Raw genomic sequence first — 14,777 nt, forward strand, 5'->3', positions numbered from 1 at the left:
TTCTTACTTTTCATAATATAAAAACATTTTTGTAATAAAAAGGTTAAAAAGTATGAGAAATTCCATTTTTGTTAATGGGAAAAATAGGACATTTTTCATATCTATATGTCATTGATATATAGTGATTTTTTCGATATATTTAAACCATGAAAACGAATCAAATTAACGACCGCTGGATTGTTCAATTTCGCAAAGGGATTTTCGAGCTGGCTATTTTATCCCTGCTGCGCTCAAAACCGATGTATGGTTATGAGCTGACATCGTCCTTAAAAACAACCCCGGCACTGGCTATTTCAGAGGGTGCGATTTATCCGATTTTGAAACGGATGACGGAGAAGGACTGGGTCGAATTTTTTTGGCAAGATTCTTTGGACGGCCCGAAAAGGAAGTACTACAAAATGACGCAAAAAGGAGAAGAGATGTTAAAAGAACGGCTGGAGAAGTACCTGGAAACCCATCAAGCTTTATTGTCTTTATCGGGGGATTTGCTATGAATGCACAGCACATCATTGACCGCTATACGGAGGAACTAAACGCTGAGCTGGCGAATATGCCTGAAGTAGAGAGAGAAAATACGATAGCCGAATTGAAGGGCCATTTAACCGCTTTTGTACAAGACAGATTGAATGCCGGCCATGGTGTAGAGGAGCTGCGGGAAGCTGTTGAAAATGAGTTTTCTCATCCGAAAGAGCTTGCCGAAGCGATGATGGGTGAAGGGGAGGAACAGAAACGGAGGGGTTCTGTGTTAGGAAAAAGCGGACTTTCAGTCTTTCTTATTGCTGTGATCATACTCCTGCCGCTGCTGCCGCCCTCATACAGATATGTGCCATTGGCTCTTTATTTGGCGGTGCTCGCAGGTTATGTGTGGAAGCGGAAGAAGTTAATGATGTTTGCGGGTGTAAGAAAAAACAAAATGCGCTCTCAACATGAGATTGTCACGATTTCTAGGGTCGGTGCGGGCTATCTGCTGTTTTTGGCTGTTCTGCTTCTTGTGCAGCCGCTCATCAATGCATTCGTCGTCCTTCTGCTGATTGTGGTTAGCTGTGCCGCTTTTTTTCTTTATTTAAACGTCAAGTAATGTTGTAGGAGGCTGTAATATGGAGATCAGCATCAATTATCTATTAATTGTCATTTCGCTTTTATTCTTTGTGGTAGCCTATTTTGTCGGGATCAAAAAACAGACGTGGATGCTGGCGGGGTTTAATGAGGCACGTATCCGGGATAAGGATCGGCTGGCCAGAATAGCAGGCTACTTTTTCTTGAATTCCGGTTTGTTCATTCTGCTGAACAGCTTTATCTCATTTCAAGGCCAGGAGCAGCTGATTCCGCCGCTTATTTTGGCATATGGCGCAGGGGTTATTATTTACGTGAATAAAAAACTGGTAGAATAGGAGCTGAAGGACGGAGCGAAACCTCTGTCCTTCTTTCTTTTTCCTGAAAATAGGAACGAAGCACCACATACAAGTTTCGGTTTTTTTGTTAGGATGAACGAAAAAATAGATTCCAAAACAGGAAGGATGTGGTGTTTTGCGTGCACTGTTCAAAACATCTCTGTTTATGGCCGGCTTATGCACGGCGGCTCAATGTGTTTTTGCATCAAATGCCTCAGCAGATCAAAGCATCAAATACGACCATACGTATCAAACCCCTTCATACATCATCGAAAAATCACAGCCATCATGGCAGCCAGCTCAAAACCTAACGCAGAAAGAAGCGCTATTTTCATATCTGGACAAGCAACAAACGCATTTTAAGCTTAAAGGAAACGCGAACAGACATTTTCGCATTTCAAAAACACTAAAGGATTCAAAGACAAAACAAACATTTTTTAAATTAGAGGAAGTGTATAAAGGGATTCCTGTTTACGGTTTTGGACAGGCGGTCGCGATGAAGGAAAACAAACAAGTGAAAAGTTTCTTCGGGAAGGTGCACCCGCAAATAAATGACATATCTGTCACACCGTCTGTATCTAAGAAAAAAGCCATACATACAGCGCGCCGTGCGCTTGAGGCCTCCATTGGAAAAATCGAGTATGTTGACGGAGAACCGAAAGCCGAATTATATATTTATCCGCACGAAGGCGCATATGATCTTGCCTACCTTGTAAGACTTTCGACGTCTGAACCTGAGCCTGGTTATTGGCATTATTTCATTAATGCCAAAAGCGGAAAGGTCATCGATTCTTTTAATGCCATTCATGAAGCAGCCGGTACAGGGATCGGCGTATCAGGCGAAGAAAAAAGCTTTGAAGTAACTGAACAGAATGGGCGTTATTATTTGGCTGACGAAACAAGGGGAAAAGGGATAAATACTTTTGACGCAAAGAACCTGAACGAAACCTTGTTTACCCTTTTGTCTCAATTGATCGGGTATACAGGCAGTGAAGTGGTCAGCGGCACGTCCGTATTTCATGACCCGGCGGCTGTAGATGCCCATGCAAACGCACAAACCGTTTACGACTATTACAGCCGCACGTACGGCCGCCATTCTTTTGATCAAAACGGCGCGAGAATTACGTCTACCGTACATGTGGGAACACAGTGGAACAATGCGGCGTGGAACGGTGTGCAGATGGTGTACGGGGATGGTGACGGCGCTAGGTTTAAGCCGCTGTCCGGATCGCTCGACATTGTGGCGCATGAAATGACACACGCGGTCACCCAGTATTCCGCCGGCCTTTTATATCAGGGAGAACCCGGCGCGTTAAACGAATCCATTTCTGATATTATGGCGGCGATGACAGACCGGGATGACTGGGAAATCGGCGAGGATGTATATACGCCGGATGTACGCGGGGATGCTTTACGTTCCTTAGAGGACCCTTCCAAGCAGGGGAATCCGGATCATTATTCAAACCGTTATACGGGCACAGAGGATTACGGCGGGGTGCATATTAATTCGTCGATCCACAATAAAGCGGCATATCTTCTCGCAGAAGGCGGCGTGCACCATGATGTGCGGGTAGAGGGGATCGGGCGTGAAGCTTGCGAGCAAATTTATTATCGGGCTTTGACATATTATGTAACGCCTTCTTCAGACTTCAGCATGATGAAGCAAGCGGCAATCGAAGCTGCCAATGATTTATACGGTGAAGACTCAAAGCAATCAGCTTCTGTCGAAAAGGCGTATGACGCAGTGGGAATCCAATAAAAATGAAAAAACAGCCAGGGCTTTTTTAGCCTGGCTGTTTTTTTATGATCTTCCCAGAAAAAATATGGCCAGTGTGCCCGGCCCGGAATGGGATCCGACAGCAGAGCCGATGGAGTGCATGATGATGTCTTTCGGCTTGAACGCGTCTTCGATCAAGTGTTTCATTTCATTGGCTGTTCCTTCGTTAGCGGCATAGCTGATTCCGACGGTTTGTTCGCTCCAATTGTCTCCTCGCTCTTTCATTAATTCAATAATCCGTTTGAACAGCTTTTTCTGTCCGCGGATTTTTTCAAGAGGCACAAGCTTGCCGTCCTCCATATGAAGAAGCGGTTTAATATTGAGCAGACCGCCGACAAAAGCGGACGTTTTTGAAATTCGGCCGCCCCGGGCGAGGTACGTTAAATCATCGACTGTAAAAATGTGCTCAAGCTGTGCGCAAAAGCTCTTTACAGACGTTTCAATTTCTTGTATTGTATTTCCGTTGATACAGAGTTCGCGTGCATGCCGGACGGCCAGACCGCAGCCTAATGAAGCGCATTTGGAATCAATCACCCGCAAATCAAAATCGGGGAATTCTTCCTTCACTTCATTGGCGATCATGACGGCTGTCTGATAGGTGCCGGAGAGTCCTGAGGAAAAAGCGATGTAAAGTGCGGGCTCTCCTGTTTTGGCATATTGCAAAAATACATTTTTAATTGTTTGCGGTGAGGCTTGGGACGTCTTTGGCGCTTCCCCATTTTGCATCGCTTCAAATATTTGTTCCGAATGAATCGTGACTGCATCTTCATATTCTTTGTCGCCGAGAGAAACCCTAAGCGGGATAAAGCCAATGCCGTTTTCCTCAAAATAAGAACGAGGCAGATCAGCGGCGCTGTCAGCGATGAGATGAACTGTCATTTTGCTTCCCTTCTTTCCGTTTATCGCTCGTCATCATGTGATTTAAGCCAACTATATCATATTAATTTGTCAAAATCGTGTTCAAATATTTGTTTTAAGGGAAAACATAATAAAGAAGAATGAGCGGAGGAACATGCCATGGTACTAGATCAAACAAAAAAATTACTCATCGTCATCATCGGGGCTTTACTTAATGCGGCCGGGCTGAACTTATTTCTGATTCCGGCAGATGTATATGCCAGCGGATTCACAGGTGTCGCCCAGCTTTTATCAAGCGTCGTTGACCAATATGCCCCTTTCTACATATCGACGGGAACGCTCTTGTTCCTCTTAAATATTCCGGTCGGTATTTTAGGATGGCTGAAGGTCGGCAGATCGTTTACGGTGTACAGCATTTTGAGTGTCGCACTGACCACATTGTTTATGGGAATCCTGCCTGAAATGAGACTGTCTCATGACATCCTGCTGAACGCGGTATTCGGCGGCGTGATTTCCGCGGTCGGAATCGGTTTAACATTAAAGTACGGCGCTTCGACAGGCGGCCTTGATATCGTCGCTATGGTGCTGGCCAAGTGGAAGGATAAACCCGTCGGCACGTATTTCTTTATTCTGAACGGGATTATCATTCTGACGGCAGGATTATTGCAAGGTTGGGAGAAAGCTTTATATACCCTTGTTACTTTGTATGTGACAACGAGGGTGATCGACGCGATTCATACCCGGCACATGAAGCTGACAGCAATGATTGTGACGAAAAAAGCGGACGAAATCAAAGAAGCCATTTATGGAAAAATGGTGCGGGGCATAACGACTGTCCCAGCCAAAGGAGCTTTTACAAACGAGCAGAAAGAAATGATGATTATCGTCATCACGAGGTATGAATTGTACGATTTAGAAAAAATCGTAAAAGAAGTGGACCCGAAAGCATTTACAAACATTGTCCAAACGACCGGGATTTTTGGTTTCTTTAGAAAAGACTGACGAAAGCAGGTGGAAGTCGTGAAACGGCTGCTTGTGATGCTCTTGCCTGTGGTGCTATTAATAGGCTGCGGGAAAAATGAGCAGACAGAACCCGATAAGGAGGTATCAGGCGGAATGGAGAATCAAGAGGTTGTTTTATCTGTTGACGCAATTCAGGAGCCTGAACAAATCAAGTTTAACATGTCACTGAAGAACCAAAGCGAACGCAGTGTGGAGTTTCAATTCAGCACGGGACAAAAATTTGAACTTGTCGTGTACGATTCAGAACACAAAGAAAGATACCGTTATTCGAAAGACAAAATGTTTACACAGGCTTTTCAAAACCTGACGCTTGAACCGGGAGAAACCTATGATTTCACTGATGAATGGAAGGAAGTACCGGAGCCGGGAACATACGAGGTGAAGGTGACGTTTAAGGGCAAAGCGGAGAATCTTAAGCAGGTCCAGGCTGTTCAGCAGTTTGAGGTCAAATAATAGGCTATGGCGAATCGCCATAGCCTTTTTTTTATTGCAATTTATCCAGTTGATCTTGAAATTGATGAAGCTGTTGACGTTCCGCATCTGTCGAATTGGCATACGCAGAAGACACAGCATTTTTGGCCCTCAGAATCGCTTGCTCCTGATCGCCTTCCTCAAAGCCGTTTGTCACCATGACAGCCTGTTGAACAAATGATTTCGCCTGCTGAAACAGTTCGTTTCTCATTTAATATTCATACTGCCTTTCAGCCGAGTCTCGTGCCGCGGCATGCTGGTGAGCTTCTTCTAAAGTAGACCGATATGGAAATCTTGCGGCGTGTTGCCCGATGGAGTCTTTACCCTGCTGAATAAACCTTTTGGATTTGCTTCGTTTACCCATTGTGAGACTGCCCCCTTCCATACTTTGACGAGATGAGTCGTCTCCCATAGTATGCTGGGGCGGGTAAAGGTTTATAAGTGGGAAAAATTAAAACACTCCGCTCTTTATATTGAGAAATATTCTTTCAAAAATTGGGCGACCCCATCTTCTTCATTGGAACCCGTCGTTTTGTCAGCGATCTGCTTGACTGCGTCAATTCCATTTCCCATGGCGACGCCGCATCCTGCAAATTCGAGCATTTCCAGGTCGTTATCTTCATCGCCAAAAGCGATGATCCGTTCTCGCGGCACGCCGTAGTAATCGCTGATTTTCTGCAAGCCAATCGCTTTGTTCATGCCGCTTTTAATAATCTCAATCACATGCCACGGGGCTGCCCATCTTCTGTGATCGATCACCTCGGCGTGCACATCTGTTAAATAAGCTCGTATCTCTGGCACATCTTCCTCTTTCGCATGGATGAGCACAGAGGTGACATCCTCACCGAGATTTTCACGCAAATCGCCGACGGTGACATTTGTTGTGTTCATGTTAAAGGCGTCAATCAGATGCTCATCATGATAATGGAAGTACACATCATCGATGACTTCAGCAAGTATATTATGTACGTTGTAGGTCTCGCTGATATCCACAAGCTGTTTGACAACTTGAAGCGGCAGTGAGGTATGATACCGTCCCCAGCTGTCATCTTGCGGATGGTGGACAAACGCTCCATTGAAATTGACGATCGGCGTTGTCAGATTCATCTGCTCATAGTACATGGAACTTGAACGGTACGGCCGGCCGGTGGAGATGCAGACGTAATGTCCGTCATTTTTTAGGCGCTGTATCGTTTGAAGGGTGTTTTCTGATATTGTTTTATCGTCCTTTAATAATGTTCCATCTAAATCTAATGCGATTACATAGGGTTTTGTCTCCATGAAAAGCTCCTTTAACCTAAGATTTTACGCGAGTTGCCTTAATGACAGTGTAGCTTTTTACCATCTTTATTGTCTACATGTTACACTTATGATTATGGTTATCCTAAGGAGGGGACATTGTGATTCAAATTGAAAATCAGACCGTTTCCGGCATTCCGTTTTTACATATTGTAAAAGAAGAGAACCGGCACCGTGCTGTTCCTCTTGTTTTCTTTATACATGGCTTTGCAAGCGCAAAGGAACACAACCTTCATATTGCTTATCTGCTTGCGGAGAAGGGCTTTAGAGCCGTTCTGCCGGAGGCTCTGCACCATGGTGAACGGGGAGAGCAAATGGCTGTTGAAAAGCTGGCCGGCCATTTTTGGGACATCGTGCTAAACGAGATTGAAGAGCTTGAAGTACTCAAGAACCATTTTGAGAAGGAAGGCCTGATAGAAGGCGGCCGTATCGGGCTTGCGGGTACATCAATGGGCGGCATTACAACGCTTGGCGCCTTAACGGTTTATGACTGGGTACAAGCCGGCGTCAGCCTGATGGGAAGCCCGAATTATGTCGAGCTGTTTCAGCAGCAGATCGACCACATCAAATCTCAGGGCATCGATATCGATGTGCCGGAGGAAAGGGTGCGGGAGCTCATGGAGCGCCTTAAAGTGCTGGATCTCAGCCTTCAGCCGGAGAAACTTCGCCAGCGCCCGCTTTTATTTTGGCATGGTGTTAAAGATCAAGTCGTGCCTTACGCGCCGACCCGGAAATTTTATGACACGATTAAATCTTATTACAGCGAGCAGCCGGAACATCTCCAGTTCATTGCGGATGAAAGAGCCGATCACAAAGTGCCGCGGGCCGCTGTGTTAAAAACCGTTGAATGGTTTGAAACGCATTTATAAAGCACAAAGGTGTAAACACAGGCCGGATTTACGTTATACTGTAGAAAAAAGGAGTGAGGGAACGTGGAAGAAGCATTAAAAGAAAACATTATGGGCGCCCTGGAACAGGTTGTCGACCCTGAGCTTGGCGTTGATATCGTAAACCTCGGGTTAGTATACGATGTTGATATGGATGAAGACGGCTTAACGCACGTCACAATGACACTGACGTCAATGGGATGCCCTTTAGCACCGATTATTGTGGATGAAGTGAAAAAAGCGCTTGCGGACATTCCGGAAGTGAAAGAGACGGAAGTTCACATTGTGTGGAATCCGCCGTGGACTCGGGACAAAATGTCAAGATATGCAAAAATCGCGCTTGGCATACAATAAAACAAAAGAGGACAGCCTTACTGTGAGGCTGTCCTTTTTACAGCTGAAAAGGAGTGAAGCAAAATGATGTACCTGCTTGCCGTTCTATGTCCGCCGCTTGCTGTTTTGTTTACGGGAAAGCCGTTTCAGGCCCTGCTCAATCTCATATTGACATGCATCTTTTGGCTGCCGGGCGCCATTCACGCTTGTTTTATCGTGGCTGACCGCCGCGCTGAAAAACGGGCAAGACGATAATCTGGAAAAAAGAGGACGCAAACATGGTATAATGGCCATAAAAAACAGCAGGGAGAGCGCCATGAAAAAGAAATTGCTTGCATTCGCGCTGTGCACCGGTGCGTATGCGGCCCTGTTTGCGTACTCTGTTCACTCAGAGCAAAAAAGCGGCTCCAGCGAGATGACCGATGTCAGCCGCTTGATGCCGGTGAAAATTAAGCAGACGGTGAAAGGGCAGGAAGAAAATAACCTCATTGACACAGTCAAAGAGGCCAATCGAAAAAACATAAAAATCTCAATAGCCGGAACACAGCATTCGATGGGCGGCCATACATATTACGAGGACGGCATCGTTCTGGACATGACAGGCTACAACAAAATCCTCGCTTTCGATAAAGAGAAAAAAACCATCAGGGTCCAAAGCGGGGCGACGTGGAATGACATACAGAAATACGTAAATCCATACGGGCTTGCGGTAAAAGTCATGCAGTCACAAAATATTTTTACAATCGGAGGATCTCTCAGCGCCAATGCCCACGGGCGTGATATCCGCTATGGATCGCTGATTGATACAGTCAAATCATTCCGTCTTTTAAAAGCCGACGGCACAATTGTCACTGTCACTCCAAAAGATGACTTATTTTCAGCAGTCATCGGCGGGTACGGTCTTTTTGGCGTGATTCTCGATGCTGAGCTTGAATTAACGGATGACGAGCTGTACGTCATGCAGACGGAAAAAATGAACTACAGCACATACGCTGACTATTTTACAAAGCATGTCAAAGGCAATCCCGGTGTCCGCATGCACCTCGCTCGCATCTCAACAGCAGAAAAAGGATTTCTAAAAGACATGTATGTCACAAATTACGTATTATCAGACGAGCAGGATCAGCTGACATCTTACAGCGATCTCAAAGAGGATGAGCATACACAGGTGACGAAATTCGCGCTCGGCCTGTCAAGAAGGTACGGGTGGGGCAGAAACTGGCTGTGGAATACCCAGCAATCCTATTTTCTAAGCCAAAATGGAACAAAGATCTCACGCAATAATGTCATGCGGTCAGAATCAAAATTTCTCGAATACGAAAACAATGAAAATACAGACGTGCTGCAGGAATACTTTGTGCCGGTGAAGGAGTACGCTTCCTATATTGATGACCTGAGACAAACGCTGTCACACGAAGACCTGAATCTGCTTAATATCACGATCCGGTATGTGCAAAAAAACGAAAAAGCTGACCTGTCTTATGCGAAGGATGATATGTTTTCGCTCGTGCTTTTAATCAACGAGGGCTTTTCAAAAGAAGACCAGGCTGACGCTGCCAGGATCATCAGGCGCATGACAGACGTTGCGCTCAAACACGGAGGAAGCTATTATCTGCCGTATATGACATATCAGACAAAAGCGCAAATGAGACAGGCGTATCCGAAAAGCGAAGCGTTTTTTCAGAAAAAAAAGACGTATGATCCGGATGAGCGGTTTATGAATTACTTTTATCAGAGGTATAAATAATGGGGAAAAACAAATTAAAATGGCTGACACTTTCACAAAGTAGCGTGTTTTTCGCAAGCAGTTTAATCTTTCCGTTTTATATTCTGTTTGTGAAGAATATCGGCTCAAGCTACACGCAGTTCGGGTTTTCCTACGGATTATTCGGACTGAGCGGAGCGCTCATTTACCCGCTCCTCGGCCGGCTTTCTGAAAGGATCGACAGCCGCTATTATCTGCTTGCGAACTCATGGGGCATGGCGGTTCTGCTTTTGTATGTCCCGCATGTTAACAGCGTTCTTCAAGTGTACATCGTGCAAGTGCTGTTAGGTCTCTTTGGGGCGATGCAAAAACACGGAGAAAAAGTATTAATCGCCGACTTTACAGACACCGGGGAACGCGGAAAAAAGATTGGGAATTATCATTTTTGGACCGCTGTTTTTTCAGCAGCTGCCATTATGCTCGGCGGTTTTCTCGCCGACTTTTTTACGGTGCAAATGATTTTTTATACAAGCTCTATTCTATATTTTCTGAGCGGATTGATGATGATGAAAACAGGCTGACACGGTCAGCCTGTTTTTTTATACAGCTGCAAATGGCGCCGGGCCAACAACTTGAAGCGGTTTCTGCCTGCTTTTTAAGAGTCGGTTTTTTATTGAACAGAAAATTTATAAATGAATAAAAATATTAAATATACGATTGAATTAATTTTTATTCATGTTATAATGTTAAATAATTTCACAAAGACCAAGAAGGTGAATTCGTTTTGAAAATAGGAATTGTAGGCGCTACGGGTTATGGAGGCGCCGAACTTGTCAGGATTCTTACACATCATCCTCATACAGAAGAATGTATACTTTATTCATCCAGCGGGGAAGGAAATGTCTATAGTAATACTTACCCTCATCTTACTGGCTTGGCTGAGCAGAGGCTGAAGCCCATTGATATGAATACAATCAAACAGGAAATCGATGTCATGTTTCTTGCTGCGCCCCCGGGAGTATCAAGTGAACTGACTCCGCAGCTTGCAGAGGCGGGAATTTCGGTTATTGATCTGTCAGGTGATCTGAGGATCCAAGAGCCTGCTGTATATGAAAAGTGGTATAAACGGACAGCGGCACCAAAAGAAACAATTCAAGAGGCAGTTTACGGTCTTTCGGAGCTGAATCAAAGGAACATTCAGCAGGCGAAGCTCATCGCCAATCCGGGGTGTTTCCCGACGGCTGTGCTGCTAGGCCTCGCGCCTCTGGCTCAAAAAAAGCTGCTTGATGAATCGTTCGTTATCGTTGATGCGAAAACAGGCGTTTCCGGTGCGGGGAGGAAAGCATCCATGGGAACCCATTTTTCTGAGCTTAACGACAATTTTAAAATTTATAAAGTAAATGAACATCAGCACACCCCTGAGATTGAACAGACGTTAAAAGAATGGCAGCCAGAGTTGAAGGCTATTACATTTTCTGCTCACTTGGTTCCGATGACAAGGGGAATCATGGCGACAATGTATACGCAATTAACATCTGACCTATCTGCAGAAGATCTGCACGATTTATATTCGGAATTTTACCAAGATTCATATTTTGTGAGAGTGAGGCCAAAGGGTCATTACCCGCAAACGAAGGAAGTGTTCGGCAGCAATTTCTGCGATGTATCCGTTACCCTCGACGAAAGAACGAACAGGGTCACGATCGTATCGGTAATTGATAATCTGATGAAGGGTGCCGCTGGGCAGGCAGTACAAAATTTCAATATCATGAATGGCTGGAACGAAGAGACAGGTCTTACCATGACACCAATTTATCCATAGAACAGGAGAGAATCGAACCATGATTCAGTTGAGTGAAGATCAAATAGTGAAAGTAAAAGGCGATGTATCCTCGCCAAAAGGATTTCAGGCAAAGGGCGTGCATTGCGGGCTGCGCTACTCGAAAAAAGACCTTGGCGTCATCATCAGCGAGACACCGGCAGTGAGCGCGGCAGTTTATACGCAAAGCCACTTTCAGGCGGCTCCGATTAAAGTCACACAGGACAGCTTAAAGCATGGATCAGCTCTGAAAGCAGTCATTGTCAACAGCGCCATTGCCAATGCTTGTACAGGGGAACAGGGCTTAGAGGATGCATACAAAATGCGGGAGAGCCTTGCTTTACAGCTGGGCATTGAGCCGGAGCTTGTCGCCGTTTCTTCAACTGGTGTCATCGGCGAACATTTAAATATGGAAAACATTCAGGCCGGCATCGAGCTTTTGAAAGAAACGCCTGCGGGATATGGAGATTTCGAGGAAGCGATTTTAACGACAGATACCGTCATCAAGCAAACGTGCTATGAACTGACAATCGGCGGTCAAAAAGTCACCATCGGCGGAGCGGCTAAAGGCTCCGGAATGATTCACCCAAACATGGCAACGATGCTGGGGTTTGTGACAACAGACGCGGCAATCGAAGAAAAAACGCTGCAAAAAGCGCTCCGCGACATCACTGACGTCTCTTTTAATCAAATTACAGTTGACGGAGAAACCTCCACCAATGACATGGTATTGGTCATGGCAAATGGCTGCGCGGAAAATGAGTGCCTTACGGAAGAGCATAAAGACTGGCCGCTCTTTAAAAAAGCGCTTCTTCTGGCTTGCGAAGATTTGGCTAAGGAGATTGCCAGAGACGGAGAAGGCGCGACAAAACTAATCGAAGCCCAAGTAAAAGGGGCGAAAAACAATCTTGATGCAAACGTAATTGCCAAGAAAATTGTCGGGTCGAACCTCGTAAAAACCGCTGTATACGGAACAGACGCGAACTGGGGGCGCATTATCGGGGCTATCGGGCACAGCGCGGCTCAGGTGAAGGCTGAAGAAGTAGAGGTTTATCTCGGGGGCCAATGCCTGTTTAAAAACAACGAGCCTCAGCCATTCTCTGAATCTCTCGCGAAAGAATATCTTGAAGGAGACGAGATTGCCATCGTCATCAAGATGCATGAAGGAGACGGGAACGGAAGAGCATGGGGCTGTGATCTGACTTATGATTATATCAAAATTAATGCGAGCTATCGCACGTAATAAAGGGGAGCACAATGAAGAAAACAATCGTTTTTAAATGCGGGGGAAGTGTCATCCGTGAGCTGTCGGAAGAATTTTTTCAAAACCTGAAAGAATTGATGGAGTCAGGATGGAAATTGGCAATCGTGCACGGCGGCGGACCGGAAATCACACATATGCTGAAACGGTTAAACATCAAAACAGAATTTGCAGGCGGACAGCGGAAAACAACCAAACCGGTATTGGAAGTCGCTGAAATGGTACTGTCCGGCTCAGTGAATAAATTTTTCGTTGCCGAGCTTGCAAAACACGGGCTCCGGGCTGCGGGAGTGTCCGGCAAGGATGGAGGCCTTCTCGAAGCAGACTATCTTGATCCGGACACATACGGGGAAGTCGGAGAAATTAAAAAGGTTAATGCCTCTATGGTAAACGCGCTGATGGATGAAGGCATTATCCCGGTAATCGCGCCCCTGTCCTTGACGAGCGATTACAAAACACTGAATGTCAATGCTGATCTTGCTGCTTCGGCAGTCGCCGGGGCGCTGAAAGCCGATAAGCTGATGTTCGTCACAGACGTGGAAGGAATTATGAAGGAAAAACAGCGTCTCGACATCCTGACCCCTGAGGAAATTCAGACTCTCATTAAACAGGAAGTGATCACAGGCGGGATGATACCAAAGGTCAATTCAGCCTTGTCAGCATTATCGGACCAGGTATCAGAAGTGATGATCGTAAATGGAAAAGGATCGTTTTTCTCAAATCAAACATTTCAAGGAACAAAAATCGTCAAAGCAAAGGAGGCTGTTTCATGAGCAGCTTGTTTCAAACCTACGGACGGTGGAACATTGAGATAAAGAAAGCGAAGGGAACTTGCGTTGAGGATCAAAACGGCAAAACATACCTCGATTTCATTCAAGGGATTGCGGTTTCCAACCTAGGTCACTGCCATGAAGCGGTCACAGAAGCGGTCAAAAAACAGCTCGACAGCGTATGGCACGTATCCAATCTGTTTGAAAACAGTCTTCAGGAGCAAGCGGCACAGCAGTTAGCAGCAAACAGTGCCGGAGATCTCGTTTTTTTCTGCAACAGCGGAGCGGAAGCGAATGAAGGCGCGATTAAGCTGGCGCGAAAAGCAACTGGAAAAACGAAAATCATCACATTTCTTCAATCATTCCACGGCCGCACCTATGCAGGGATGGCAGCTACTGGACAGGATAAAATCAAAACAGGCTTCGGTCCGATGCTGGAAGGCTTTCACTACCTCCCGTACAATGATCCTGGCGCTTTTGATGCTCTTGGGGAGGAAGACGGCATAGCCGCAGTAATGCTTGAGACCGTACAGGGAGAAGGCGGAGTCAATCCGGCCAGTGCAGAATTTTTAACAGCCGTACAGTCGTTTTGCAAGGAAAAGCAGGCGCTTCTGATCGTAGATGAAATTCAGACCGGCATTGGACGGACGGGAAAGGGCTTCGCATACGAACACTTCGGCCTCTCACCTGATATCATCACAGCTGCAAAAGGATTGGGGAACGGCTTTCCAGTCGGTGCGGTAATCGGCAAGAAAGAGCTGGGAGCAGCGTTTACTCCTGGGTCTCACGGAACGACTTTCGGAGGGAATATGCTGGCGATGGCCGCCGTCAATGCAACATTGCAGGTTGTATTCCAGCCTGACTTTCTGCAAGAGGCTGCTGATAAGGGTGCGTTTTTGAAAGAACAGCTGGAGGCTGAACTGAAGAGTCCTTTTGTGAAGCAAATTCGCGGCAAAGGATTAATGCTTGGAATTGAGTGTGATGGGCCGGTTGCAGACATCATTGCTGAATTGCAGACATTAGGCTTGCTCGTACTGCCGGCCGGACCGAACGTGATTCGTCTGCTGCCGCCGCTCACCGTGACAAAGGATGAAATAACAGAAGCCGTCAGCAAGCTGAAACAAGCGATTGCTCAGCATTCCGCTGTCAATCTGTAATTTTTTTTCGATGTAAAAGCATAAAA

The 14,777-nt window shown here is 45.9% G+C and carries 19 protein-coding genes; 15 read left to right on the forward strand and 4 right to left on the reverse strand.

Features of this window, described 5'->3' with window-relative positions; translation table 11 throughout:
• Nucleotides 1-146 precede the first annotated feature (146 nt).
• From NYE43_RS06005 to NYE43_RS06020, 4 genes are all read left to right on the forward strand, one after another.
• The gene (locus NYE43_RS06005) at nt 147-494 is read left to right on the forward strand and encodes a PadR family transcriptional regulator (protein WP_010333707.1); all 348 of its coding nucleotides are present in this window, start codon (nt 147-149) and stop codon (nt 492-494) included.
• A complete protein-coding gene (locus tag NYE43_RS06010) occupies nt 491-1,078 on the forward strand; it encodes an HAAS signaling domain-containing protein (RefSeq protein ID WP_326366227.1) in 588 nt (195 codons plus the stop codon). Before NYE43_RS06005 ends, NYE43_RS06010 begins: the two co-directional genes overlap by 4 nt.
• Nucleotides 1,079-1,097: 19 nt before the next feature.
• On the forward strand, nt 1,098-1,391 hold the full coding sequence (locus tag NYE43_RS06015; protein ID WP_024120885.1) for a DUF3784 domain-containing protein: 294 nt from the start codon (nt 1,098-1,100) through the stop codon (nt 1,389-1,391).
• A gap of 136 nt (nt 1,392-1,527) precedes the next feature.
• Nucleotides 1,528-3,150, forward strand: a complete 1,623-nt coding sequence (locus NYE43_RS06020) for a M4 family metallopeptidase (protein WP_341061282.1) — start codon at nt 1,528-1,530, stop codon at nt 3,148-3,150.
• Between the two features lie 42 nt (nt 3,151-3,192).
• Here NYE43_RS06020 and NYE43_RS06025 read toward each other — a convergent pair whose 3' ends face one another.
• On the reverse strand, nt 3,193-4,047 hold the full coding sequence (locus NYE43_RS06025; RefSeq protein ID WP_024120887.1) for a DegV family protein: 855 nt from the start codon (nt 4,045-4,047) through the stop codon (nt 3,193-3,195).
• Between the two features lie 138 nt (nt 4,048-4,185).
• Here NYE43_RS06025 and NYE43_RS06030 point away from each other — a divergent pair, with 138 nt between their 5' ends.
• Nucleotides 4,186-5,028 (forward strand): YitT family protein, encoded by an 843-nt coding sequence (locus NYE43_RS06030; RefSeq protein WP_024120888.1) that lies wholly within the window; start codon nt 4,186-4,188, stop codon nt 5,026-5,028.
• A gap of 18 nt (nt 5,029-5,046) precedes the next feature.
• Nucleotides 5,047-5,502: a BsuPI-related putative proteinase inhibitor gene (locus tag NYE43_RS06035; RefSeq protein WP_308314990.1), complete on the forward strand. Its 456-nt coding sequence runs from the start codon at nt 5,047-5,049 to the stop codon at nt 5,500-5,502.
• Nucleotides 5,503-5,533: 31 nt separating this feature from the next.
• On the opposite strand, the gene NYE43_RS06040 is transcribed toward NYE43_RS06035, so the two are convergent.
• The 3 genes from NYE43_RS06040 to NYE43_RS06050 form a co-directional block, all read right to left on the reverse strand.
• On the reverse strand, nt 5,534-5,731 hold the full coding sequence (locus NYE43_RS06040) for a DUF3813 domain-containing protein (RefSeq protein ID WP_003224518.1): 198 nt from the start codon (nt 5,729-5,731) through the stop codon (nt 5,534-5,536).
• Entirely contained in the window at nt 5,732-5,884 is a 153-nt protein-coding gene (locus NYE43_RS06045) for a hypothetical protein (protein WP_024120890.1), read from the reverse strand. It lies immediately after the preceding gene.
• A gap of 104 nt (nt 5,885-5,988) precedes the next feature.
• Nucleotides 5,989-6,801, reverse strand: coding sequence for a Cof-type HAD-IIB family hydrolase (locus tag NYE43_RS06050; RefSeq protein ID WP_103672314.1), 813 nt, complete (start codon nt 6,799-6,801; stop codon nt 5,989-5,991).
• A 119-nt stretch (nt 6,802-6,920) separates the two neighbouring features.
• Here NYE43_RS06050 and NYE43_RS06055 point away from each other — a divergent pair, with 119 nt between their 5' ends.
• The 9 genes from NYE43_RS06055 (at nt 6,921) to NYE43_RS06095 (ending at nt 14,751) form a co-directional block, all read left to right on the forward strand.
• Entirely contained in the window at nt 6,921-7,688 is a 768-nt protein-coding gene (locus NYE43_RS06055) for a prolyl oligopeptidase family serine peptidase (RefSeq protein ID WP_024120892.1), read from the forward strand.
• A 63-nt stretch (nt 7,689-7,751) separates the two neighbouring features.
• A complete protein-coding gene (locus tag NYE43_RS06060) occupies nt 7,752-8,060 on the forward strand; it encodes a metal-sulfur cluster assembly factor (protein WP_003224525.1) in 309 nt (102 codons plus the stop codon).
• 63 nt (nt 8,061-8,123) lie between these two features.
• On the forward strand, nt 8,124-8,294 hold the full coding sequence (locus NYE43_RS06065) for a YqaE/Pmp3 family membrane protein (RefSeq protein ID WP_003224527.1): 171 nt from the start codon (nt 8,124-8,126) through the stop codon (nt 8,292-8,294).
• Nucleotides 8,295-8,355: 61 nt separating this feature from the next.
• Nucleotides 8,356-9,786, forward strand: coding sequence for an FAD-binding oxidoreductase (locus NYE43_RS06070; RefSeq protein ID WP_341061288.1), 1,431 nt, complete (start codon nt 8,356-8,358; stop codon nt 9,784-9,786).
• The gene (locus NYE43_RS06075) at nt 9,786-10,325 is read left to right on the forward strand and encodes an MFS transporter (protein ID WP_044156416.1); all 540 of its coding nucleotides are present in this window, start codon (nt 9,786-9,788) and stop codon (nt 10,323-10,325) included. Before NYE43_RS06070 ends, NYE43_RS06075 begins: the two co-directional genes overlap by 1 nt.
• Nucleotides 10,326-10,528: 203 nt before the next feature.
• A complete protein-coding gene (argC, locus tag NYE43_RS06080) occupies nt 10,529-11,566 on the forward strand; it encodes an N-acetyl-gamma-glutamyl-phosphate reductase (RefSeq protein WP_326230777.1) in 1,038 nt (345 codons plus the stop codon).
• 19 nt (nt 11,567-11,585) lie between these two features.
• Entirely contained in the window at nt 11,586-12,806 is a 1,221-nt protein-coding gene (gene argJ, locus NYE43_RS06085) for a bifunctional ornithine acetyltransferase/N-acetylglutamate synthase (RefSeq protein ID WP_341061291.1), read from the forward strand.
• A gap of 14 nt (nt 12,807-12,820) precedes the next feature.
• Nucleotides 12,821-13,597 carry an acetylglutamate kinase gene (gene argB / locus NYE43_RS06090; RefSeq protein WP_024120896.1) on the forward strand — a complete coding sequence of 259 codons (777 nt, stop codon included), beginning with the start codon at nt 12,821-12,823 and terminating at the stop codon, nt 13,595-13,597.
• Nucleotides 13,594-14,751, forward strand: a complete 1,158-nt coding sequence (locus NYE43_RS06095; RefSeq protein ID WP_268543190.1) for an acetylornithine transaminase — start codon at nt 13,594-13,596, stop codon at nt 14,749-14,751. Before argB ends, NYE43_RS06095 begins: the two co-directional genes overlap by 4 nt.
• The last annotated feature ends 26 nt before the right edge of the window (nt 14,752-14,777 follow it).

It is taken from the genome of Bacillus sp. FSL R5-0434, from assembly GCF_038004745.1.
In the GTDB taxonomy this organism is placed as follows: domain Bacteria; phylum Bacillota; class Bacilli; order Bacillales; family Bacillaceae; genus Bacillus; species Bacillus halotolerans.